The 22,699-nt window shown below is 64.5% G+C and carries 18 protein-coding genes and 1 pseudogene; 8 read left to right on the top strand and 11 right to left on the bottom strand.

Features of this window, described 5'->3' with window-relative positions; genetic code table 11:
• Positions 1–35: 35 nt before the first annotated feature.
• Positions 36–1,835: a TonB-dependent receptor gene (locus tag BMY90_RS17405; RefSeq protein ID WP_092702942.1), complete on the top strand. Its 1,800-nt coding sequence runs from the start codon at positions 36–38 to the stop codon at positions 1,833–1,835.
• A gap of 23 nt (positions 1,836–1,858) precedes the next feature.
• Positions 1,859–2,425 (top strand): TonB-dependent receptor domain-containing protein, encoded by a 567-nt coding sequence (locus BMY90_RS17485; RefSeq protein WP_342741506.1) that lies wholly within the window; start codon positions 1,859–1,861, stop codon positions 2,423–2,425.
• 202 nt (positions 2,426–2,627) lie between these two features.
• Here BMY90_RS17485 and dxs read toward each other — a convergent pair whose 3' ends face one another.
• Both dxs and BMY90_RS07590 read right to left on the bottom strand, forming a co-directional pair.
• Entirely contained in the window at positions 2,628–4,520 is a 1,893-nt protein-coding gene (dxs, locus tag BMY90_RS07585) for a 1-deoxy-D-xylulose-5-phosphate synthase (RefSeq protein WP_092702946.1), read from the bottom strand.
• Between the two features lie 92 nt (positions 4,521–4,612).
• On the bottom strand, positions 4,613–5,215 hold the full coding sequence (locus tag BMY90_RS07590) for an HNH endonuclease (RefSeq protein ID WP_008208571.1): 603 nt from the start codon (positions 5,213–5,215) through the stop codon (positions 4,613–4,615).
• Between the two features lie 247 nt (positions 5,216–5,462).
• Between BMY90_RS07590 and BMY90_RS07595 the strand changes: the two genes are divergently transcribed.
• On the top strand, positions 5,463–6,224 hold the full coding sequence (locus BMY90_RS07595) for a SapC family protein (protein ID WP_092702948.1): 762 nt from the start codon (positions 5,463–5,465) through the stop codon (positions 6,222–6,224).
• Between the two features lie 63 nt (positions 6,225–6,287).
• Here the strand turns inward: BMY90_RS07595 and BMY90_RS07600 are convergent, their stop codons facing one another.
• The 3 genes from BMY90_RS07600 to BMY90_RS07610 form a co-directional block, all read right to left on the bottom strand.
• A complete protein-coding gene (locus BMY90_RS07600; protein WP_092702950.1) occupies positions 6,288–6,761 on the bottom strand; it encodes a GNAT family N-acetyltransferase in 474 nt (157 codons plus the stop codon).
• A gap of 156 nt (positions 6,762–6,917) precedes the next feature.
• A complete protein-coding gene (locus BMY90_RS07605; protein ID WP_008208567.1) occupies positions 6,918–7,517 on the bottom strand; it encodes an OmpA family protein in 600 nt (199 codons plus the stop codon).
• 261 nt (positions 7,518–7,778) lie between these two features.
• On the bottom strand, positions 7,779–8,780 hold the full coding sequence (locus tag BMY90_RS07610; protein WP_092702952.1) for an Lnb N-terminal periplasmic domain-containing protein: 1,002 nt from the start codon (positions 8,778–8,780) through the stop codon (positions 7,779–7,781).
• A gap of 141 nt (positions 8,781–8,921) precedes the next feature.
• On the opposite strand from BMY90_RS07610, the gene BMY90_RS07615 reads away from it, so the two are divergent.
• Both BMY90_RS07615 and BMY90_RS07625 read left to right on the top strand, forming a co-directional pair.
• Entirely contained in the window at positions 8,922–10,871 is a 1,950-nt protein-coding gene (locus tag BMY90_RS07615) for an esterase/lipase family protein (RefSeq protein ID WP_175481522.1), read from the top strand.
• Between the two features lie 473 nt (positions 10,872–11,344).
• Positions 11,345–13,297: a M61 family metallopeptidase gene (locus tag BMY90_RS07625; protein WP_008208560.1), complete on the top strand. Its 1,953-nt coding sequence runs from the start codon at positions 11,345–11,347 to the stop codon at positions 13,295–13,297.
• Positions 13,298–13,367: 70 nt separating this feature from the next.
• Here the strand turns inward: BMY90_RS07625 and BMY90_RS07630 are convergent, their stop codons facing one another.
• The 3 genes from BMY90_RS07630 to BMY90_RS07640 all read right to left on the bottom strand — a co-directional run bounded on the left by BMY90_RS07630 (position 13,368) and on the right by BMY90_RS07640 (position 16,044).
• Positions 13,368–13,718: a DUF3147 family protein gene (locus BMY90_RS07630; RefSeq protein WP_008208558.1), complete on the bottom strand. Its 351-nt coding sequence runs from the start codon at positions 13,716–13,718 to the stop codon at positions 13,368–13,370.
• A 67-nt stretch (positions 13,719–13,785) separates the two neighbouring features.
• Complete coding sequence (locus BMY90_RS07635) at positions 13,786–15,750, bottom strand: heavy metal translocating P-type ATPase (RefSeq protein WP_092702958.1); 1,965 nt, start codon at positions 15,748–15,750, stop codon at positions 13,786–13,788.
• A gap of 15 nt (positions 15,751–15,765) precedes the next feature.
• The gene (locus BMY90_RS07640; protein ID WP_092702960.1) at positions 15,766–16,044 is read right to left on the bottom strand and encodes a metal/formaldehyde-sensitive transcriptional repressor; all 279 of its coding nucleotides are present in this window, start codon (positions 16,042–16,044) and stop codon (positions 15,766–15,768) included.
• 684 nt (positions 16,045–16,728) lie between these two features.
• Here BMY90_RS07640 and BMY90_RS07650 point away from each other — a divergent pair.
• The 3 genes and pseudogenes from BMY90_RS07650 to BMY90_RS07660 form a co-directional block, all read left to right on the top strand.
• A complete protein-coding gene (locus tag BMY90_RS07650) occupies positions 16,729–18,483 on the top strand; it encodes a copper resistance system multicopper oxidase (RefSeq protein ID WP_092702964.1) in 1,755 nt (584 codons plus the stop codon).
• On the top strand, positions 18,480–19,592 hold the full coding sequence (locus BMY90_RS07655; RefSeq protein ID WP_092702966.1) for a copper resistance protein B: 1,113 nt from the start codon (positions 18,480–18,482) through the stop codon (positions 19,590–19,592). The genes BMY90_RS07650 and BMY90_RS07655 overlap by 4 nt, the downstream gene beginning before the upstream one ends.
• 13 nt (positions 19,593–19,605) lie before the next feature.
• Positions 19,606–20,163, top strand: a pseudogene (locus tag BMY90_RS07660) (c-type cytochrome); the annotation flags it as partial.
• Between the two features lie 111 nt (positions 20,164–20,274).
• Here the strand turns inward: BMY90_RS07660 and BMY90_RS07665 are convergent.
• The 3 genes from BMY90_RS07665 to BMY90_RS07675 all read right to left on the bottom strand — a co-directional run bounded on the left by BMY90_RS07665 (position 20,275) and on the right by BMY90_RS07675 (position 22,522).
• A complete protein-coding gene (locus BMY90_RS07665) occupies positions 20,275–20,652 on the bottom strand; it encodes a hypothetical protein (protein ID WP_139201714.1) in 378 nt (125 codons plus the stop codon).
• A gap of 225 nt (positions 20,653–20,877) precedes the next feature.
• Positions 20,878–21,708: a transporter family protein gene (locus BMY90_RS07670; RefSeq protein WP_008208529.1), complete on the bottom strand. Its 831-nt coding sequence runs from the start codon at positions 21,706–21,708 to the stop codon at positions 20,878–20,880.
• Positions 21,709–21,781: 73 nt separating this feature from the next.
• On the bottom strand, positions 21,782–22,522 hold the full coding sequence (locus tag BMY90_RS07675; protein ID WP_008208531.1) for a hypothetical protein: 741 nt from the start codon (positions 22,520–22,522) through the stop codon (positions 21,782–21,784).
• Positions 22,523–22,699: the final 177 nt, after the last annotated feature.

The following is a 22,699-nucleotide window of genomic DNA, read 5'->3' on the forward strand; positions in this document are numbered from 1 at the left end:
ACTCGGGCGGTCCATTCGACTGACCGGGTGTGGGCATGGGCACGTCCTCTGCACGAGGTTCCATCGGGGCCGGGCACGACCATCATGACCGCCCCGGCGCCACCGACCGACGACCGCTGACACGGGCGATCTGCACGGCCCTGCTGCTGGCCCTGGCCGGAGCGGCGCCTGCATGGGCGGCTGCGCCAGTCAGCCAGCAGGTCATCGGGAAGGCATCAACCACGGCTGCATCCGGCACGTCGGTGCACCCGGCGCAAGACAAGGCCGCGACAAAGCATGCGGTGACGCTGGGCGAGGTGATGGTCACCGCCGATCGCCGCCGCGAGCCATCGCGTGAAGTGCCGATGCATGTGGACGAAGTGCCTGCCAGCCGTTTGCGCAGGCTGGGCGCGCAGTCGCTCGGCGATTACGTGTCGTACCAGCCGGGCGTGTTCTTCGCCAGCCAGGGCGGCGCGGGACAGGGCCAGCTGGTGATGCGCGGCGTGTCCACCGGCAACCAGACCAGCCCCACCGTGTCGGTCTACATCGATGACGTGCCGGTGGGCGGGAGTACGGTGTATGCCTCGGCCGCGACCTTCGTGTTCGATCCGGCGCTGCTGGACCTGGACCACATCGAGTTCCTGTTCGGCCCGCAAGGCACCTTGTACGGTGCCGGTTCCATGGGCGGGTTGATCAAGTACGTGACCCACCAGCCCGACACGGATCGCTTCGGCGGCAACGCCGGTGTCGACATCTCGCACACCCAGGGTGCCGGCATGGGCTACACCGAGCACGCCACGCTGAACTTGCCGCTGGTGGAGGGTGTGGCCGCGCTGCGGGCCTCGGTGTTCGACCGGCACAGTGCCGGCGTCTACCGGGCAGTGGGTGAAACGCCGGCCAGCGGCGCCGATCGCACGCATACCCGTGGCGCGCGCGTGCAATTGCAGGTGGATGCCAGCAGCCGGCTCAGCTTCAATCTCAGTGCGATGGCGCAGAAAATCGCCGCCGATGGCCTGTCGATGGCCGACTATTCGCTGGCCACCGGCCGGCCGGTTTCGGGCGGCCCGTACCATCGGCGACTCAACCATCGCGAACCGTTTTCGCAGACCTTGCAGCTGTATGCGTTCCGCGCCGGTTACGAATTCGGCTGGGCCCACCTGGACTGGATCAGCTCGTACCAGAACTTCGTCAATCGCAGCGTGCAGGATTATCCGGACGGTTTCCTGGCGCTGCTCAACGTGCTCGGCCCGGCTTTCGGTGTGGACCGCCAACTCAGTTCGCTTTATGTCGACTCGCGCTACGACGTGCACAAGACTTCGCAGGAAATGCGGCTGACCTCGCGCAAGGGCGAACACATCGACTGGCTGGCCGGGATGTGGTTCAACCGCGAAGAGGCGTGGGAGCAATACGCGCTGGAAGGCGCCAATCTGCCGCCACCGGGGAACAGCGTGTTGCTGACCCAGCGGGTCAACGCCCGCTTCGAGGAATACGCCGGCTACGGCAATGTCACCTGGCACGTCACGCCGACGATGGATGTATCCGCCGGCCTGCGCGCCAGCGGCAACGCCCAGCAATTGTCGAATGTCGAAAGTGGCGCGGTGGCGGGCAGCGCGGGCGGTTTTCGCGAGCACATGATCAGTGACGACATCACCAAGATGCTGACCTTCAGCTATCGCCCGGACAAGACGCACAGCTATTACCTGCGCGCCTCCACCGGCTATCGGCCCGGTGGGCTGCAGGCGCCGGTGACGAGCACCATCTTCGGCGCCAATCCCGGTGCGAAGAACAGCTTCGGCTCGGACACGCTGCAGAGTTACGAGCTGGGTTACAAGGGCAGCCATCTGGCGGGCGACTGAATATCGGCGCGGATGTCTACGACATCGAATGGCACCGCATGCAGCTGATCACCTACACCGTTGGCAATGCCATCATCGAGAACACCGGCGATGCGCGTATCGATGGTCTGGAGCTGCAGGCGACCTGGCGCGACGGGCCGTGGCTGTTGAGCGGTTCCGGCGCATGGACCGATGCCCGCACGCTCGAGGGCAATTCGCAACAGGGCATTGCCGCCCATGCACGCCTGCCGTACTCGGCGCGTATCGCGACCACGCTGGCCGCGAAATACACGGGTCGGTTTCATGGCCATGAGAGCTACGTCGGTGCGACCGTGCGTGTATCGAGTCGACGCCACGCCGGCTTTCCCGGCGATGCGAGCGATCCGGATTTCAAGCTGCCGGGTTACGGCATGCTGGACCTCGATGCCGGCGTGGTGTTGCGCCATGGCATCGATGTGGACGTCTATCTGCGCAACGCGCTCGATCGCCGCGTGCCGGTGGGCGCGCTCAACGACCAGTCGATCAATTTCCTGGCCAGCGTGGGCGGGCCGATGCTGGTGCATCTGACTACGCCACGCACGCTGGGGGTGTCGGTCGAGGTGCCGTTCTGAGCGCCTGGCGAGGGCGCACGTCCCCGAGCAAGAGTGGTTTGTAGGAGCCCGCTGGCGGGCGATGTTTTCAGGCTTTCCGCTCGCAGAAGCGCCAGAACAGGAGCATCGCCCGCGAGCGGGCTCCTACAAAAAGCGGGCCTGCCTGCGGAAGCAAGGCTTCGAACAGGCTCCGGGAATGCCGTGCGACGAGGCCCGGAGGGCCTCAGCCGGCGTTGGCAGCGAGGGCAGCCGCGCGTTGCGGGAAGCGCGCAAGGATCGCGTGGCGGATGCCGGGCAAATCGAGGCCGGCCATCGACAGCACTTCCTCGCGGCTGCCGTGTTCCAGATAGGTGTCGGGCAGGCCCAGGTGCAGGATCGGCAGGGTGACGCCGTGCGCGGCCAGGCATTCGGCCACGGCCGAGCCCGCGCCGCCGGCGACGGCATTGTCTTCCAGCGTGATGAAGGCATCGTGCGTGTGGGCCAGCTCCAGCACCATCGCTTCGTCCAGCGGCTTCACGAAGCGCATGTTGACCAGGGTGGCATCCAGTTCGGCGGCAATGACCGCCGCCGGCGCCAGCATCGCGCCAAAGCTGAGGATGGCCAGGCCGTGGCCGCGACGACGCAGGTCGGCCTTGCCGATCGGCAGGGTTTCCAGCTCATGGTGGATCGCGGTGCCGGGGCCGGTGCCACGCGGATAGCGGATCGCGGCCGGGCCGGCATGCCGGAAGCCGGTGCTGAGCATCATGCGGCATTCGTTCTCGTCGGCCGGCGCCATGATCACCATGTTCGGCAGGCAGCGCAGGAAGGTCAGGTCGAAGCTGCCCGAATGCGTGGCGCCGTCCGGCCCGACCACGCCGGCGCGGTCGATGGCGAAGGTGACGTCGAGATTCTGCAGCGCCACGTCGTGGATGGCCTGGTCGTAGGCGCGTTGCAGGAAGGTGGAGTAGATCGCCACCACCGGCTTGGCGCCTTCGCAGGCCATGCCGGCGGCCAGCGTCACCGCATGCTGCTCGGCGATGGCGACGTCGAAATAACGCTCCGGGTATTCCTTGGAGAAGCGCACCAGGCCGGAGCCTTCGCGCATCGCCGGGGTGATGCCGAGCAGGCGCTCGTCGGCGGCCGCCATGTCGCATAGCCAGTCGCCGAAGATGTCGGTGTAGGTGGGCTTGGCCGGCTTGGGCTTTTTCACCACGCCGGCATCGGGATCGAACGGGCCGACCGCGTGGTATTCGATCTGCGCCTGCTCGGCGGGCGCGTAGCCCTTGCCCTTGGTGGTGACCACATGCAGCAGTTGCGGGCCGGGCAGGCTTTTCACCGTGCGCAGCGCAGTCAGCAATTGCGGGATGTTGTGGCCGTCGATCGGGCCGGTGTAATGGAAGCCCAGTTCCTCGAACAGCGTCGAGGGCACGAACATGCCCTTGGCGTGCTCTTCCCAGCGCTTGAAGAAGCGGCCGGCGAAGGACTGTTTCGGGATCGCCCGCTTGGCCCGCTCGCGCACGGCATTGAGTCGGCGGCTGGCCATGGCGCGCGCCATCATCTTGGTCATCGCGCCCACGTTCTCGCTGATCGACATGCCGTTGTCGTTGAATACCACCAGCATGTCCGGTTCCACGTCGCCACCGTGGTTGAGCGCCTCGAACGCCATGCCGGCGGTGATGGCGCCGTCGCCGATCACCGCCACCACCTTGCGCTTGTCACCCTTGCGCTGTGCGGCAATGGCCATGCCCAGGGCGGCCGAGATCGAGGTGGACGAATGACCGACGCCGAAGGTGTCGTATTCGCTTTCCTCGCGGCGCGGGAACGGTGCCAGGCCGTCCTTTTTCTTGATCGTGGTGATGCGATCGCGGCGGCCGGTAAGGATCTTGTGCGGATAACACTGGTGCCCGACGTCCCACACCAGGCGGTCGTCCGGCGTGTTGAACACATGGTGCAGGGCCACGGTCAGTTCGACCACGCCGAGTCCGGCGCCGAAGTGCCCGCCGGAGCTGGCCACCGATTCGATCAGGTAGGCGCGCAGCTCGTCGGCGACCGCGGTCAGCTGGTCGTCGGGAATGCGGCGCAGGTCGGTAGGCGCCTCAATGGACGCCAGATGCGGGTAACGGACAGGATCGATCATCTGCGTATTGTTGGCCCAGCGGCGGGGCGGGGCAAGGGCAGCGGCATGGAAAGTGCGGGGCAGCGGGGCGCTGGCCGCTGTCCTGCGGGCTTTCAGGCGGCGTGGGCGGCGCGCCGGTCCCGCGGCAGATGGCTGACCAGGAACTCCATCTGGTCGGCCAGGATGTTGCGGTTGGACAGGATCAGGTGTTCCACCCAGCTCGGCCGATAGGGCACCGCCAGCAAGGGCATCTGGGCCTGCTGCGGGGTGCGGTTGCTCTTGCGCAGATTGCAGGCGAGGCAGGCGCTGACCACGTTCTCCCATTCGTCACGGCCGCCCTTGGACACCGGCAGCACATGATCGCGGGTGAGTCCGCCCCGGTTGAAATGCGCGCCGCAATACAGGCACAGGTGGCGGTCGCGGGCGAACAATGCGGTGTTGGTGAGCGCCGGAGCAGGGTCGATCGCGTACTCGCGGCAATGGCCGGTGCTGGCGATGATCGGATGCAGCTGCAGCGTGCTCTGTACGCCCAGGGCGCGATTCTGGCCGCCATGGACGGTGAGGCAGGGGTCGCCCAAGGTCCAGGCCACGGCGTCGCGGACGTAGAGGCATACCGCGTCCTGCCAGCTGATCCAGTCGAGGATCCTGCCGGCGGCGTCCAGCGACAGCACGCGGGTCGAATGGAGATCGGCCCGGATTGGCACTTCCATCAGCATGTGTTTCGTCCTTCAGCCTGAAGCGAAAGATCGGTCCAGCAATGCCCGAGTAAACGCAGCATAGAACAAACCTGTTGCAAAACGCATGCAAATCCCTTGCAGGACAGGTAGATGCCTGTTCAGGAAGCCCCGTTCGCCGAGGCGCCCGCGCGCTGATATAGTGCCTATTCATCTGTAGACCCGACGCCGGGTTTGGGAGGGGGAGCCGCTGGTGGCGACCCCGGCACGGCGGGGCAGAGGTAATAACGTGGCTGAAGTTCTTTTCTACGAGCGCCCGGTGCCGCTCAACCGTACCCAGCACAAGGACCTGCACCTGAAGCCGGTGCCGAGCCTGAAGTTCGCGCTCAACGTGCATTCGGTGCCGCTGACCTGCGTGGAGTTCCCGTCCGCTGCCCGCGACATGCCGATCCTGTTTGCCGGCAACGATATCGCCAGCGCCGGCCCGATGGCCCTGCTCGGCCTGCGTCAGAACGAAAATCTGTTCGTCGACGCGAATGGCCAGTGGCTGCCAAACACCTATATCCCGGCGTTCATCCGCCGCTATCCGTTCGTGTTGGCCGAGAAGCCGCCGGAAGTGGAAGGCGACGACTTCACCGTGTTCCTCGACGAGGCCTATGAAGGCTTTGGCGCCGAAGGCGAGCGCCTGTTCAAGGAAGACGGCACCGACAGCGAGCTGCTGACCAATGCCGTGAATTTCCTCGGCGAATTCCAGCAGCACGTGTCCCGCACCAAGTGGTTCATGGAGCAGCTGCGTGCGCATGACCTGCTGGAGCCGCGCAACATCACGCTGCAGAAGGATGGCGGCAACGCCATCAACCTCAACGGCCTGTTCGTGGTCAGCGAGGAGAAGCTCGGCAAGCTCGACGAGAAGACCACGCACGAGTTCCTGAAGAACGGTGTGCTTGGCTGGATCTACGCGCATCTGTTGTCGCTGGGCAACATCGACCGCGTGGCGCGTGAGCTCAGCTTGCGTGAAAACGCTGAAACGGCGAACACGGTCACCAACTGATCGCTGCCGCTCTGTGTCGTTGTCGAAGAAGCCGCCTGTGGGCGGCTTCTTCGCATCTGCAGCTCAGCGCACCGGCTTGGCCATGCGCAGCAGGTCGATGCCGTAGCCGGCGCTTTCGTACAGCGCGCGGGCGCGCTCGTTGCCGGGGAATACGGCCAGTGTCATCAGCTGGCAGTCATGCCCGCGCGCCCAATCCTCGGCATGCGCCAGCAGGGCGCGCGCCACGCCGCGCCTTTCATGCTGCGGCGCCACCGCCAGGTCGGAAACGTGGCAGTTGCCACGACCGGTGAAGAAATCCCGCGTCTTTTGCATATGGATGAAACCGGCGCGTTCGCCGTCGGCATCCTCGGCCACAAACAGGTAACTGTTGGCAGGCGATTCGTCGAGATGACGCGCCAGGTCGCTGTGGATACCTTCGATGCACGCTTGTCGCTTGCGCCATGCCGGCAGCGCGAAATTCACGAAGCGCGGCACCAGTCCCAGGATGAAGTCGTCGTCATCGTGAGCCAGTCGAATCAGGAAAGTGCTGTCGGCCATGCGGGTTGGTGATCGGTTGAACGGTGCCTTCGGTTCTACACCACCGGCGTGTTGCGGGGAAAGCCTTACGGTCGCTGGTGCCTGCGTCTATCCATGTAAACAAAAACGCCCGGGCAAGCCCGGGCGTCTGGTTTTGCCGTGGTTCGCAATGTCGCGTCAGGGCGCAGCGGAGGCCATGGCGCCGGTGCCGGTGGAGTCCACCGTCAGCGAGACGCGGCGGTTGTCGGCGCCGCGGTCGTGGCTGGCGCCCTTGGCCACCTGACGGTTGGCGTCCTCGCCATAGCTCACGGCGCGCACCATGTCGGCGTTGAGACCGCTGCTGACCAGGAAGTCGCGCACGGCCTTGGCGCGTTCCATGCCCAGGTGTTTGTTGTAACCGCGCGAACCGGCCGGATCGGTGAAGCCTTCCACGGTGATCATCGCGTTCGGGTGGTACTTGCTCATGGTCTCGGCGAAGTTCTGCAGCGCCGGCTTGTCCTGGTCGTTCAACGTGGCGCTGTTGAAGGCGAAGTGCGCCACGGTGTCGACGCTGACGCGGCCCTGCATCGCGGTGATCTGCGCGTCGTACTTGGAGAATTGCGACTGCATCTGCTGCTTGATCGAGTCGATCTGCTGCTGTTGGTCCTGCTGCTTCTGCTGCAACTGCTGGATGGCGGTGTTGAAGTCGGTCTTCTTCACGTATTGCGAGCAGCCCGCAAGGCCCAGCGCCATGAGGCTTGTCGCCAGCACGGTGGTTCGAAGGGTACGGATGGTCATGCGTGTCTCTCCTGGGTGCGTGCCTGCTTCGCGATGACGGCTTGCAGGTCGTTCGAGGATGTGGGGTGGATGCACCACCCTTTTGAACCTACCCCATGTGGACATGAGCGTGCGCATTTCGCGTGGCCGCTGCTGCGCTTCCATTCAGCTTTTTGCTCGCGTCGAGAAAAGCGTGTTGCGATGTCGTGTGCACGCATCACAAAAAGCGTGATTGAACGTGTGTTGCGACACCTTGAACAGGTGCGGTTCAGCCAGCAGGCATCAACGCAATGGTGTGCGAATCGCCGCGGAAAAATTCCCGACGGCCTTGCTGGCGCGTGCGCGTTCGGTGATGCGCGCACGCCGGTTCCATTCGTCCAGGGTCAGCCGGTGGTCCAGCGCGCCGATCTTGTACAGGTAGCCGGGCAGATAGCCGGTGACCAGCAGGCGTGCATCCCACGGCAGGCCGGGGTCGAGCTGGCGTGCCATGCGATAGACCATGGTGGTGCAGTTCGAGGTGATGGTGTTGTAGAACTCGGGGTGGTCCACCAGCCGGTTTGCGGTGGCCGTGTACGAGAGGAACAGTGCGCGCATCGCGTCGCGGCTCATGCTCAGCGGGTAGAGGTAGTCGTCCTCGCCGCGCACGTTGGTACGTACGCGCACGATGTCGCTTTCGGGCGAAGCGATCAGGATCGACTCGAAGTTCTTGAAGAAACCGCCGATGGAGGAGAATTTCTGGCCGCGTCGCTTGCGGATCTCCACCGAAAACACCAGATGCCGGCCGTCATCGAAGCCGAACGAGATCATCGCGTGGGCAATCGCCTGGCTGCCCCAGTGCGAAAGCACCGCATCAGCCGAAACCAGCTGGTCGAGGTCGTAGCTTTGCGTTACCCAATGCTCGTCGTAGTCATCGGCGCTGCGCCAGGTGAAGTCGCGCACGTTGTGCAAGGTCACCACGCTGCCATGCACCGTGCCGGTGAGCAGGCGCGAGACATCGTCGGCCCAGACCCGATGGTTCGTCGGCACGATGGTGGACCACCAGCCCAGCAGCAGCGCATACATCAGCACATAGCCACCGAGTGGCCACCAGGTGCGGCGCAGGATGACCACGGCGATCAACGCCAGCACGGCGGCAACCCACAGCGATGCACCGAGTGCTCGCGCGGCGTGGCTGCCGGGTAGCTGGTACCACAAGGCAAGTGCGCCCCAGGCGCCGGAGATGAGGGTGACCAGCGCGGCCAGCGCGAACGACAACAAGGCGCCGATTGCGCGCAAACCTTTCATCGTGTCCTGCCTGGGTCATCACTGGATGCGTGAAGCCTGCCGCGTCACGTCGTGGATGACAATGCCCGTGGCCCGTGCGGCTGGCTACAATCGTTGCAACACCGTGGGCGGGATCGAAAGCGGATGGAGCGGGCAAGCGGGATGCGAAGCAGGACCTGGTGGTTGGTGCGCCTTGTCGCACCGATCTTGCTGCTGTGCCTGCAGGCCTGCGCGATGGTAGGGGTGAGCCGGCTCAAACCGCATGACGTGGTGGCCGAAAGTCGCGCCGATGTGCTCGGTTCGGGCCGACTCAGCGACAGCACGGTGCAGGCGCTCAACGTGGTGGCGCTGACCACGAAGCAATGCACGCAATCCTTCGATGCGTGCACCGAGATCGTCGGGCGTTCGGGTGGGCTCGACGAGGAACAGCGGCTGTCCGCCCTGTCGGAACTGTGGCTGGGGCACGCGCTGCACGACGACCACGCCGCGACGATGGACAACGCCACCCTCGGCGCTTACCTGCAATCCGCACGCTACGCCTACGCCTATCTGTTCTACACACAGCGGACACCGGCCCAGCGCGTGTTCGACCAGCGCCAGGCGCGGGTGATCGCGTTCTACGATTACGCGGTGGAGCGCGTGGTGGGGCGCTGGTTCCAGGAGCTGCCGCGCTTGAACACAGACTGGTCGCAGACCGCGCTGGCAGGCTGGACCGTGTTGCGACCGAATACCGATTTGCATCTGCGCGCCACGCCGACGGAGTTGATCCCGGCCTCGGCACTGCGCTTCAAGGGTTTGCGCAACGTCTATCGACGCGATGGTTTCGGTTCGGATTTCGTGGCGGTGGCGCCGCCATCCACGCCGGATGCGCCCAGCGTGCCATGGCGCGAGCCGCGTTATGCGGCGATGACCGGCGTGCTGGTGTTCGGCGGGCAAACGCTGGACGAGGTGCTGGCGACGCGGCAGGTGCAATTGCTGGTGCGCGATCCCTATCGCGATGCGGACGTCACCATCGCGGGTCGCAGCGTGCCGCTGGGGGCGAATTTCACCGCACCCTATGGTCTGTGGTTGGCACGCTCGGGTTTCGCGATGCAGTCGATCCGTTCGCTGCTGGGACGGCAAGGCGGCCTGGCGGAGCCACGTGTGCTGTTGATGCAGCCCTACGATCCGAACCGATTGACGGTGGTGATGCTGCACGGCTTGGCCAGCAGTCCGGAAGCCTGGGTCAACGTGGCGAACGAAGTGCTGGGCGATGAAACGCTGCGCCATAACTATCAGGTGTGGCAGGTCTATTACCCCACCAACGCGCCGATTGCGGTGAACCTGCGGCAGATCCGCCAGGCGCTGGATGCCACCATCCGGCACTTCGATCCGAACGGTACCGCTCGCGCCACCCGGCACATGATGCTGGTGGGGCACAGCATGGGCGGCGTGATCGCGCGCCTGCTGGTGTCGTCCAGCGGCGACAAGCTGTGGAGCCTGGTGCCGGAAAGCCGCAAACTTTCCGCCGCGAAGCGCGCGCGGCTGCATCGGCAACTGGCGCCGTACCTGCAGTTCTCGCCGATACCGCAAGTGGACGAGGCCGTGTTCCTGTCGTCGCCGCATCGCGGCACGCCGATGGCGCGGCATCGACTGGCGCGCTGGGTTGCCGAACTGATCCGCCTGCCGTTCAGCGTGATCAAGGATGTGGCCAGCATTTCGGATCTGCTCAAGGACGATTCGGGCCAAGGTGGTACAGGCAAGGGCGCGCCGATCCATGTTTCCAACAGCGTGGGCAATCTCAGCGACACCGATCCCTTCATCGTCGCCACCGCAAACCTGCCGATCTCGCCGCAGGTGCACTACCACTCGATCATTGGTCTGTACAAACCGCATGGCACGCTGGCGCAGAGCAGCGACGGCGTGGTGCCGTACACCAGCGCGCATCTGGCCGGTGCCGAATCCGAGGTGGTGATCCCGTCGTGGCACAGCGTGCAGGAGACCCCGGCCGCGATCCTGGAATTGCGTCGCATCCTGCGGCTGCATCTGGCGCGGGTGGGGCAGAAGAAAGCGCCGATGCCGGTGCGCACATCGTCGGTGACGGCGCTCGACGCTGGCGCAGGCCGGCCCTGATCACGCCCTGTGGTGCCGGAGCATGCGCGAATCTTCAGTGCAGGAAATTGCGATTGACCTGCAGGAAGGCCGCATCGTCGCCGTGACGGAAAGCCATCGGCCGGCTGGCCAAGGTCCAAGTAATTGAACGCAAAAGGCGTGAGGCAACGCCGCGATTTTTGCGTCTTGCGCGTGGCATTCGCTGGTTATTGCGACCCCGTTTGCGGTGTGACTTCCGGCACTCCCGCCAAGGTCAGGGCGCGATCAGTGTCCCAGCCATCGACATCTGCCTTGGCGCCGGACTCATCCACGCGCCGGCGCATGTCGTGCCTCGTTTGTTGACCGATGGGCTCATTCGGTGCCGCGTCCGCCATGGTTTCCGCGGACGTCATCGCATGGCTTGCCCGTGCATGGACGCGTTGCCATTCCCCCACTGCATCCATCCTCACCTTCCCGTTACGCCTCGGCGAAACAGAAACCGATCCGGAGTCCCGATGAAAACCACTGTTCTTGCGGCCGCACTACTGGTTGCCACGTTCGGCCTTGCGCCGCTGGTGGCGCAAGCTTCTCCTTCCGATACCGCCACGGTCCCGCAAGACCAGTCACGTAGCGACAACGTGCCGCCGCCGCAGAACATCCCGTACCCGGGCACCATGAAGGTCCATGTCGATGCCACCGACGTCGACCATCGCATCTTCACCGTGCACGAGAGCATTCCGGTCAAGGCCGGCCCGATGTACCTGCTGTACCCGCAGTGGATTCCCGGCGACCACGAGCCCAGCGGCCCGATCGACAAGGTCGCCAGTTTGGTGATTCGCGCCAACGGCAAGGTGCTGACCTGGAAGCGCGACAAGTACAACGTCTACGCCTTCCATATCGACGTGCCCGCCGGCGCCAGCAGCATCGATGTCGACTTCCAGGTGCTCACGGCACAGAAGCGTAGCGAAGGGCCGATCCGGATGACCCCGGAAATGCTCGACCTGGCGTGGAGCAAGGTGTCGATGTATCCGGCCGGCTATTACACCCGCCAGATCATGACCGAACCCAGCGTCACCGTGCCGGCAGGCTGGAAGATCGGTTCGGCGCTGCGGCCGCAAAGCCAGCAGGGCGATACCACTAACTTCAAGCCGATCTCCTATGTCGACCTGGTCGACTCGCCGGTGATCGCCGGCAAGTATTTCAAGCGCATCGAGCTGGATCCCGGCAGCAAGCTCACGCCGATGTACCTGGACGTCATCGCCGACGCGCCCAAGGATCTGGTGATCTCGCCGGAAGCGATGAAGGCCTTGCACACCATTCCGGCCCAGTACCACAAGCTCTACGGCGCCTTCCACTTCAACCATTACGACTTCCTGCTCTGGTTGTCGGACAAGATGAGCGGCAAGGGTCTGGAACATCATCGTTCCAGTGAAGACGGTACCGGCGCCGATTTCTTTACCAAGTGGAATCTGAAGACGCCGCACGACCTGCTGACGCATGAGCTGAACCACTCCTGGGACGGCAAGTACCGTCGTCCGGCCGACTTGTGGACGCCGAACTTCAACGTTCCCATGGGCGACAGCCTGCTGTGGGTGTACGAAGGGCAGACCCAGTTCTGGGGCAACGTGATGGCGGTTCGCACCGGCCTGGAAAACACCCAGACCGGCCTGGACAAGCTGGCCTACGTGGCGGCGACCTACGACATGGGCCGTCCCGGCCTGCTGAGCTGGCGCACCATCGAAGACACCACCAACGATCCGGTCATGGCCCAGCGCGCGCCGCTGGCCTATCGCAACTACCAGGGCAGCGAGGATTACTACTCCGCCGGTCAGCTGATCTGGCTGGCGGTGGATGCCAAGCTGCGTGCGCTCAGCCACGACAAGCATTCGCTGGACGATTTCGCGCGTGGCTTCTTCGGCGTCGATCCCGGCGCATGGAACATCAATACCTACACCTTCCAGGACGTGGTCAGCGAGCTCAACAAGATCCAGCCGTACGACTGGAGCACGTTCCTGCGCACGCGTCTGGACGGCCATCAGAAAGTCACCGACGGCATCGCCGCCGAGGGCTGGAAGCTGGTGTATACCGACAAGCAGTCCGACGTCATCAAGGCGTTGATGGCGGAATACCACATCAAGGGGATCGACCTCACCTACTCGGTCGGCTTCAGCACGTCGGGCAAGGGCAGTTTGCGTGACGTGTTGTGGAACGGCCCCGCGTTCAAGGCCGGCCTCGCGCCGGGCATGACCATCGTTGCGGTCGACGGCCAGGAGTTCAACGCCGACAACATGAAGCAGGCCGTGAAGAACGCCCAGAACAGCTCGGCGCCGATCACCCTGATGGTGAAGAACTTCGACGAGTACAAGACCATCAAGATCGACTACCACGGCGGCCTGAAGTACCCGCACCTGGTACGCGTCAAGGGCACGCCCGACTACCTGTCGCAGTTGTACGCGGTCAAGAAGTGAGGTCGGGGGCCAGGCGCGCGCTGCGCGCCTGGCCCTGTCGTTGTCTGCTGCGCCGTTGTCCGCTGCCGGGTCAGAGCAGTTCGATCCCGAAAGGCTTTACCAGCAGCGCGAATGCGCCGAAGCAGACCACCGTGATGACGGCGCTTAACGCCAACGCCGGCCAGAACCCGAAGCGCGCGAAAAGCCGGGGGAAGACCAGGAACATCGGCAGCGTCGGAACCACATACCAGAACGTGTACCAGGCATGGTTGGCAATCTTCGATGCCGGTTGCTTTTCCAGATACAGCCAGGTGAGTGCCAGCAAGGTGACCAAGGGGAGCGAAGCGAGCAGTGCGCCCAGGCGATCACTGCGTTTGGCCAGCTCCGAGACGGCCACGACTATGGCGGACGTGATGAGGTACTTCGTGATGATCCAGGGCATGTCGATAACCATTCGGCAGAGCTGAGGTTTGTTGCTTGCTCCCCGGACGGAGCGAGGCAGGGAGACGTCAATTCGGCAACGGGTCGGGTGAAACAGCTGCCTTCCGGTCGATGCGGTCCATCGTCGGCAGCAGCCGCGCCGAGTTGAGGATGAAGGCCATCTCCGAGGCGACATGGATGAAGGCTGCCCCCAGCGGGTCGAGCACGCCGGAAGCGGCCAGTCCCACCCCGATCACGTCGACCACGATCGTTCCGATGAAGTTGGCCCAGATGATCCTGCGGGTGCGTTGCGCGATCACCAGCGTGTCGACGAAGCGCGACAGGTCGTTGCCCAGCAGCACGATGTCGGCGCTCTCGCGGGCGACGTCGGTGCCCGATCCCATCGCTACGCCGACGCTTGCGGCGGCCAGCGCTGGCGCATCGTTGATGCCGTCGCCCAGCATCGCCACCCGGCGTTTCGCCGCAACCAGCGTCGTCACGCGGGCGTGCTTGTCTTCCGGCAGCAGGTTCGCCTCGAACTCGGTGATGCCCAGTGAGTCGGCAACGGCTCTGGCCACGGGTTCGGTGTCGCCGGTCAGCAGGAGCGTGCGCATGCCCAACCGCGCCAGTGCATCCATAGCGGCGCGGGCTTCGGGGCGCACCTTGTCCGCCATTGCAATGGTGCCGAGTAGCCTGCCGTTGCGCGCGACATGCACTTCCGATGCCGCCGCGTTTCCGGCCCATTGCCGAGGGACGTCCACGCCAAGCTCGGCCATCAGCAAACGGTTGCCGGCCTGTAATGTCGAGCCACAGGCTTTTGCGACGATGCCGCGCCCCGGCGTGTAGTGGAAATCGTCCGGTTCGGCGACAGTGCGGCCTTGCGCCAGGACATGCGCGACGATCGCCTTGCCCAGCGGATGTTCGGAGCGTATTTCCGCCGTCGCGGCGGCATCGAGAAGATCCGCGGCCTGTATGCCTTCGACCGGAGTCACCTGCTGCACTTCGGGCTTTCCGAAGGTAAGCGTGCCGGTCTTGTCGACCACCACGGTGTCGACGCGTCCCAGCGTCTCCAGGTACAGGCCGCCCTTGACGATGGCGCCCAGGCGCGCGGCCCGGCCGATGGCGCCGAGGATGGCCAGCGGCGTGCCGGCCGCAATGCCGCATGCTCCTGCCACGATCACCACCGAAATGGTCGATCGCATGTCGCGGGTGATCAACCACGTGAGCACCGCCGCCGCCAGGGCGAAATACACGAGATAGCCGGCCAGTTGATCGGCCAGGCGCTGCACGGGAGCGCGCGAGCGCTCGGATTGCTCGACGGCTTCGATGATCTTGCCGTAGCTGGTATCGCGTCCCAATCGCTCGGCGCGAACCTCGATGGCACCAGACTGGTTGATCGATCCGGCGAAAACGCGGGAGCCTGCGACAGCCTCCACCGGCATCGACTCGCCGGTAATGCGCGATTGATCGAGGAACGAATGCCCGCCAGTCACCACACCGTCGACCGGCACGCGTCCGCCCGGATTGACCAGGACCGCGTCGCCCATCGCCAGATCGGCTGCATGGATCTCGGCGACGCCGTCGGCGCGGCGTACGGTGGCCGAGCGAGGCAGGAAATCCAGCAGGTCGCGAATCGCGCTGCGTCCGCGCGACACCGTCATGCCCTCCAGCACTTCGGCGACCAGCACGAACAAGGTAATGACCAGCGCGGTGAAGAATTCGCCGATCGCCGCGGCGGCGATCAACGCGATGCTCATGGAAAGCTCCATGGTCATGCGTCGCGCCAGCATGTTCCCGGCGGCTTCGCGGAAAACCGGCCAGCCACCGACCAGTACGCCGACGATGCCAATCACGCTCACATCGGCGAACGGTTCCCACACACGAAACCACACGGCCGCTGCGGCGCCGGCAACGAACGCGATGCGTGCGGCTTCCTTGAGGTCGAACGCGTGCTCGTGGCCGTGTTCGCCGTGGTCGTGTGCTTCGTGTGCGACGGTGCGATCCCGCGTGGCCTCCGCGAGGTCCTCGCCGTGCGGGGATAGTTCTGACGTCATGGAAATCCCCGCTGGCTATTTGAGGTAGGCGCGGACGACGTCGATCAGGTCGGCGGCGCCTCTGGACTTGTCCGGGTCGGCTTCGTGCCGTGGATCGACCACGTGAAAGCGGATGTGGTCTTCCAGCAGTTCGACCATCAGGCCGTTGGTGGCTCCGCGAACGGCGGCTACCAGGTGCAGGATCTGGCCGCAGTCTTTCTCGTCGTCCAGCGCCCGTTCGATGGCTTCGACCTGGCCTCGCAGGCGGCGCACGCGATTGAGCAGTCTGGTTTTGTCGCGAGTGGTGTGCGTCATGGCTCGGTTTCCCGTGGAAAGGCAAATATCATACCCACCTATGGTATATGAAGAAGGGCGATACATCCCGTGGCCGCGCCGGCCGACCGCCTGGCCCGACTCGGCGCGATGGTTCGCCAGCAGCCCGCTTGAACCCTCGTCCAGAGTTGTTCGGTCACGGCGCCGTGTCTATCCTGCCGGCATGATCCCCACGCTGCGCCGACTCACGCGTTCCCGTTGCCTTCGCGCAATGAGCGTGTTCGCGTGGCTGATGCTGGTGATCACTTCGGTTACGGCTGCGCCTGGAGGCATGCCTGCCCAGGATGCGTCTTCGGTGCATGCGGCCACCTCGATGGCCGGCGACCACGGTCACCACGATGGGCCTGCGACTCGCTCGGCGGCGGCAGTTCATCACCTGGCCGATTGCTGCGGTGGCCATGCGGCATCGGGTTGCCACTGTCCTGCGATGTGCGCCACCGTACTGCCTGCGGCGTTGGCGATGATTGCTCCCATGTCGTTGTCCGCCCGCTACGGCATGCCGTTGCAGGTCCTCGCGCCTTCACCGGACACGGCGCCGCCGCTTCGGCCACCATCCACCTGATGCTCCCTCGCTGACCATGCCCGCGGCCTGCACCAGGCCGTCGCGTGCTTTTGTCGAATCGCGATCGGCTTCCGTCGCGATGGCTTCCGTTGTGGAGACAGTCAATGAATTCCCCGTTTTCCCGCATGGCCGACCCGTCGCGGCGGCGCTTCGTGCAGGGCGTTGCCTTGGGTGGCGTCGCCGCTGGCTTGGGGCTGCTGCGCGCGCCCGGCGCCCTGGCCTCCGGTCGCCCGGCAGGCATCGTCGGTGCGAGCCATCCGCACGCCTTGAGCGGCACCGATTTTTCCCTCGCTGTCGGCGAAGCCCCGGTGAACTACACCGGCAGGGCGCGCATTGCCACCACCATCAACGGCGGCATTCCCGGCCCGATCCTGCGCTGGAAGGAAGGCAGCACCGTCACCTTGCGCGTGACCAATCACCTGAGCACGTCCACCTCGATTCATTGGCACGGCATCTTGCTCCCCTTCGAGATGGACGGCGTGCCCGGCATGAGCTACCGCGGCATCGCGCCGGGTGAAACCTTCGTCTACCGATTTCCGGTGAAGCAAAGCGGCACCTACTGGTACCACTCGCATACGCGTTTCCAGGAGCAGGTGGGCGTGTACGGACCGATCGTGATCGAGCCGGCCGACGCCGAGCGGTTTCCGAGTGATCGCGACTACGTGGTGATGCTCAACGACTGGAGCGATGACGACCCGGAGCACATCTACGCCACGCTGAAGCGACAGGGTGACTACTACAATTTCGCCGAACCCACCGCCCCGGAGTTCTTCCACGACGTGCGCGAACTGGGCTTGCAGAAGGCACTGGCGAAGCGGCGCATGTGGAATCGCATGCGCATGAGCCCGGCCGACCTCAGCGATGTTTCCGGTTACACCTATACCTACCTGATGAACGGGCATGCGCCGGCCGGCAACTGGACCGGACTGTTCTGCCCTGGCGAAAAGGTCCGGCTGCGCTTTATCAACGGCTCGGCCATGAGCATCTTCGACGTGCGTATCCCGGGCCTGAAGATGACGGTGGTCGCCGCCGATGGCCAGGATGTCGAGCCGGTGTCGGTCGACGAATTTCGCATCAGCGTGGCCGAGACCTGTGACGTGCTGGTCGAGCCACGGGGTGATTGCGCCTATACCATTTTCGCCGCCTCGATCGACCGCAGTGGCTACGCCCGCGGCACCCTGGCGCCACGCGGGGGCATGCAGGCCGAGGTGCCGTCGATGGATCCGCGCCAGCGGCTGACCATGGTCGACATGATGGGCGCGATGGCCATGGCGAGGCCGTCGGGTCATGGAGCGATGCATGGCATGGACATGCCGGGCGCGGCCATGCAGCCGATGATCATGGCCCATCACGCACGCACCGAATATGGCCCCGGTGTGGACATGCGTGTGGATATGCCACGCACCAACCTCGACGATCCCGGCGTGGGGCTGCGCGACAACGGCCGCAAGGTGCTCACCTATGCCGACCTGCATACCATCGGCGGACCGCTCGACCCGCGTGAACCTTCGCGCGACATCGAGCTGCATCTGACCGGCAACATGGAGCGCTACAGCTGGTCGTTCGACGGCGTGAAATTCGCCGATGCCAAGCCCGTGCACTTCCGCCATGGCGAGCGCCTGCGCATCGTGCTGGTCAACGACACGATGATGAATCACCCGATCCATCTGCACGGCATGTGGAGCGAACTGGAGAACCCGGATGGGCAATTCCAGGTGCGCAAACACACCCTCAACGTGCAGCCGGCGCAGCGCATCAGTTATGCCGTCAGCGCCAATGCGGCAGGGCGATGGGCCTATCACTGCCACATGCTGTATCACATGGAGGCGGGCATGATGCGCGAGGTGGTGGTGTCATGAGCGCGCGTCATCGCACCTTCGCCTCCAGCTTGTCACTTCTGTTGATCGCCTTGCTGACGTTGCCATGGGCCGTTGCCGCGCAGACCGCATCGGCCTCCACTAGCAGTTCGGCGACGGCACCAGCGATGCCGATGACTACGATGGGTCACGGCGACATGGCACACATGTCCATGGCAACGCCTGCCACCGACAAGAAAAAGGAAAAATCAGCCAAGGGAAAACCGGCTGCACACGCAGCGACAATGGATCACATGCACGGCATGAATCACTCTGCCAAGCCAAACGTGCGCGGCGAAGCCCCCATCGTTGGTATGTCCAACGGCGCCATGCAGAACATGGATTACCCGTCGCCTGCTGATGGCTCAATGGACGGCATGTCGATGGGTTCGATGCAAGGCGGCCGCGCACCGCAGGACGCACGCAGCCCGGATTATTCCGATGGCGTTGGCTACGGGTCGGTGCAAGCCCACATGGGCGGAAATGACGTCATCGGCAAGCTGCTGATCGACCAGTTGGAAGCCTTCGACGGTCGTGATGGCCACGGCCAGTCATGGGAGCTGGGGGGCTGGTACGGCACCGATGCGAACAAGCTGTGGTTGCGCAGCGAAGGCGAGCGCAGTGCCGGCAAGCTGCAGGACGGTGATGTCGAAGCCTTCTGGAGCCATGCCATTGCCGCGTATTGGGACAGTCAGCTGGGTGTTCGCCGCGACTTCGGGGCAGGCCCCGCTCGCACCTGGGCAGCGTTCGGTGTGCAGGGACTGGCGCCATACTGGTTCCAACTGGAAGCGACTGCTTATGCGGGTTCGTCCGGTCGTACCGCCGCGCGCCTGCGTGTCGACTACGATGTGTTGTTCACCCAGCGCCTGATCCTGACGCCCGAACTGGAAGCCAATTTCTACGGCAAGCGCGATCCGGCACGGGGTATCGGCAGCGGCTTGTCGGATGTCCGGTTCGGGCTGCGCCTGCGCTACGAAATCCGGCGTGAATTCGCGCCGTATGTCGGCATCAACTGGGTGCGCCGCTTGGGCCAAACCGCCGACTATGCCCGTGCCGCGGGCGAGCACACACTGGACCGGCAGATCGTTGCCGGTATCCGCGTCTGGTTCTGATCAGGAGAGCATCGTGAAAACACACATCAGGCATTACGGCATCACCGTGGTGGCCACGCTCGGGGTGCTCACCCTGGGCGCGGCCGCATTTGTCTATTCCGGCATGTACAACATCGGTGCCGACGACCATCACACCAAGCCCGTCTTCACGTTGCTGCAGACCTTGCGTGATCGCTCGATTCACCTGCGATCCGAAGACATCAAAGTGCCGAACCTCGATGATCCACAGCTGATCCTGAAAGGCGCAGGCCAGTACGCGGCGATGTGCACCAGCTGTCACCTTGAACCGGGAGTCGAAAATTCGGAATTGCGCAAAGGCATGTACCCGCAACCGCCGAACCTGTCCAAGGTGCGCGTTGATCCACGGGAGGCCTTCTGGGTGATCAAGCACGGCATCAAGATGAGCGCCATGCCGGCATGGGGAATGGCGGGCCACGACGATCCCACCATCTGGAGCATGGTGGCGTTCCTGCAGAAGCTGCCGGCGATGACGCCTGCACAATACAAGGACATCGTGGCGAAGGCTCCGCCGGACGATGACATGGATGAGGATGCCGGCGGACACCATCATTAGCTTCGGATCAGGCGGAGCCGGGACCATGGATCGGACAACAGTCCGGTGTGCAGAAGCGCGTGCGCACCCTCGCGGGTGCGCACGCCGGTAGCTGTACGTTGCTTACTGCTAGTCGTTGTCGTCGCCACGACGCCCATGGTGATGCCAGCCACCGTCATCGTGGTCATGCCAGTCGCGGTGCCAGCGATCGCGGTCCCAGTCACCGCGCCTGTCGTGGTCCCAGTCGCGGTGCCAGTGGTGGTAGTAGACGACTTGCGGTTCGCGGTAGATTACGCGCGGCTCGTAATAGGCCGAGCGCGTGTAGTAGACCGGCGGCGGATAGTACGCGGGTGCGGAGTAGACCTCGACCGGTGGCGGAGCGATCAAACCGCCGAGGTTGATACCCACGAAAACGTGCGTATGGGCAGATGCCGCCACCGGGATCATCATGGCAAGTGCCAGTGCAGAGCCAGCCAGAAGGCGGATGGTGCGTTTTGTCGTTTTCATGTGGTCCTCCTTGCTATGCAGCGGGCCTGTGGATTTGCCCGACGCAGACAGGTTGCGGCGAACGGCTTAGCGCACGCTTAGAGCCATGAACCACGTTCAGCGTACGGTTTGCCATCGATCTCCATTGACAGCGAGTGTCTGTCCTTGCGATGGCATCCCGAACGATAACGCTCGGCGGCCGGACAAACCGGCCACTTGCTTCGAGCGCCGGCGCCGCAGCCTTCCTCAGAACGTGTATTTCAGCGTGGCGCCCACGCCGTAGTCCGGGCTGCCGTTGGCGAATCCGCCCATCACGTAGGTTTGCAGGCGCAGGCTGTCGTTGAACTTGTGGTTCCAGTAACCGGTGAGTTCACTCTGCGCCCCGCCGCCGGTGGCGATCCGCTCGCGGTAGTAGTAGTACGCGCCAAAGCTGTCGTTCCGACTCAGCTTGTAGCTGGCACCCAGCGTCGCGTTGAAGCCGTTCTTCAGCTGGATGTATTGCGAGCTGCCGTACTTCATCCAGCCCACACCGCCGAATGCGGTCCAGTTGCCGTAGGCCTTGAAGGTGTCCAGCGAAAGGCCGTAGTCGTTCTTGCCGGTGCCCAGACCCTTTTCCGCGTCGGCGGTGCCGAATTTCACCTTGCCGGTGAGGTCGACGCCAAAGCTCTGGTCGTTGCTGGTGAACAGATGGTAGTCGGCCGAGGCCACAACGTCGCCCAGACCCGAGGCTGAGCCAGTGCTGGCCACCGGCGTGGTGCCGCCGCTATTGCCGTGGCCGTGACCACGCGACTTCGGGTTCTTGTTGTTCACGTGGCCCACACCCGGAATCACGTCGCTGGGACCGCTGACGTTGATGTAGGGCAAGACCAGCTTGAAGGTCCAGTTGCTGGTCTCGTACTCGGCGGTGACCGGCACCGACCAGATGTCGGTGGTGGTGGTGCTGCCGTACTTGCCGCTGCTGTAGTCGGCGCCTGCCGAAAGGCTGAACTGGCCGTTGTCCGTGGTGGCGGCGTGTGCCGCCGGTGCGCCGACAAGCAGCAGTCCGCCAGCCACCACCCAATAGGATTTGTTATGCATGCAATCGTTTCCCTTAAAACTCAAGAAAAGCGAGCCCGGCATCAGCCAGGCCCGCCGGAAGGAGAGACCAGACTCAGCCGCCTGGACGGCCGGCGTGATCGGGATGATCGGGGCGATCCGGACGCTCAGGGCGATCCGGACGCTCGGGGCGATTCGGGCGATCCACCTTGCTCACGCGGTCTGGATGGCTGGCCGTGTCATTATTGCGGCCATGCGCCAGCTCGACGCGCTCAACCTTGCTGTGCTCTTGATGATGCGCGTGTTCGGCGACTTCGCCAGCATGCTTTGGCGAACGCATCACGTCGCCCAGTTTGAAGCCCATGTTCTTGGAGATCTGGCCCCAGCCTTCACCAGCGGCACGCTCGGCCAGCACACCCTTCAGATCGATGCTGGTGCCATTGGCTAGTACAAGGGTGCCGCCGTTGAGCGCAGCAGCAAGTTCGGCCGAGGTGGGATCACTGATGCCGGCCTTGGTGAGACTGGCTTCGGCCAGCGACAGCGCAATCTTCACGTTGCCGTAGCCCATCTTGCCGGTGTCTGGCGTGAACGTGGTGGCGGTGGCGCTGCCGCCAACTGTGGTGGCTGGCTCGGTCAGCGTGATCGGGCTGCCGTTGCGCAGGCCGTGCACCAACGCCTGCGCGTTGTCGTCGGAGCCGGCGAACGAGGTGAACTCCGTGCCCAGCCGGGTCGCCTCCCGGCTGGTGGTGACACTGGTCGTCGTCGTGCTGCTGGTCTGTGCCAGCACCGGCGTGGCAGCGAGCGCGACGAGCACGCCAGCGCTGAGCAGCGCGAGCGTGAATGAGCGTGTTTTCATGGATGTCTCCCGGAACGAAGTGATGGCATATCCCCTGATTGCTTGGGCCACGAGCATCCTGCCTGGCTTCTCCATATCGCTCTTCAACGTCATGCGAACGACGGCGGTGTGGTCACCGTGTGGAACCGCCGGAATATGCTTCTGTATAACCCCTCACTCGCGCAAGGTCGCGAACGG

Origin of the sequence: Rhodanobacter glycinis, from assembly GCF_900114325.1 — a bacterium.
Classification (GTDB): Bacteria; Pseudomonadota; Gammaproteobacteria; order Xanthomonadales; family Rhodanobacteraceae; genus Rhodanobacter_A; species Rhodanobacter_A glycinis.

Excerpts from the sequence above, each read along its gene's own strand:
- BMY90_RS07630 (WP_008208558.1), bottom strand. The coding sequence starts at position 13,718 with ATGCCCTGGATCATCACGAAGTACCTCATCACGTCCGCCATAGTCGTG.
- BMY90_RS07625 (WP_008208560.1), top strand. The coding sequence starts at position 11,345 with ATGAAAACCACTGTTCTTGCGGCCGCACTACTGGTTGCCACGTTCGGC.
- BMY90_RS07665 (WP_139201714.1), bottom strand. The coding sequence starts at position 20,652 with ATGAAAACGACAAAACGCACCATCCGCCTTCTGGCTGGCTCTGCACTG.
- BMY90_RS07615 (WP_175481522.1), top strand. The coding sequence starts at position 8,922 with ATGCGAAGCAGGACCTGGTGGTTGGTGCGCCTTGTCGCACCGATCTTG.
- BMY90_RS07610 (WP_092702952.1), bottom strand. The coding sequence starts at position 8,780 with ATGAAAGGTTTGCGCGCAATCGGCGCCTTGTTGTCGTTCGCGCTGGCC.
- BMY90_RS07600 (WP_092702950.1), bottom strand. The coding sequence starts at position 6,761 with ATGGCCGACAGCACTTTCCTGATTCGACTGGCTCACGATGACGACGAC.
- BMY90_RS17405 (WP_092702942.1), top strand. The coding sequence starts at position 36 with ATGGGCACGTCCTCTGCACGAGGTTCCATCGGGGCCGGGCACGACCAT.
- dxs (WP_092702946.1), bottom strand. The coding sequence starts at position 4,520 with ATGATCGATCCTGTCCGTTACCCGCATCTGGCGTCCATTGAGGCGCCT.
- BMY90_RS07670 (WP_008208529.1), bottom strand. The coding sequence starts at position 21,708 with ATGCATAACAAATCCTATTGGGTGGTGGCTGGCGGACTGCTGCTTGTC.
- BMY90_RS07635 (WP_092702958.1), bottom strand. The coding sequence starts at position 15,750 with ATGACGTCAGAACTATCCCCGCACGGCGAGGACCTCGCGGAGGCCACG.
- BMY90_RS07650 (WP_092702964.1), top strand. The coding sequence starts at position 16,729 with ATGAATTCCCCGTTTTCCCGCATGGCCGACCCGTCGCGGCGGCGCTTC.
- BMY90_RS07605 (WP_008208567.1), bottom strand. The coding sequence starts at position 7,517 with ATGACCATCCGTACCCTTCGAACCACCGTGCTGGCGACAAGCCTCATG.
- BMY90_RS07640 (WP_092702960.1), bottom strand. The coding sequence starts at position 16,044 with ATGACGCACACCACTCGCGACAAAACCAGACTGCTCAATCGCGTGCGC.
- BMY90_RS07590 (WP_008208571.1), bottom strand. The coding sequence starts at position 5,215 with ATGCTGATGGAAGTGCCAATCCGGGCCGATCTCCATTCGACCCGCGTG.
- BMY90_RS07675 (WP_008208531.1), bottom strand. The coding sequence starts at position 22,522 with ATGAAAACACGCTCATTCACGCTCGCGCTGCTCAGCGCTGGCGTGCTC.
- BMY90_RS07655 (WP_092702966.1), top strand. The coding sequence starts at position 18,480 with ATGAGCGCGCGTCATCGCACCTTCGCCTCCAGCTTGTCACTTCTGTTG.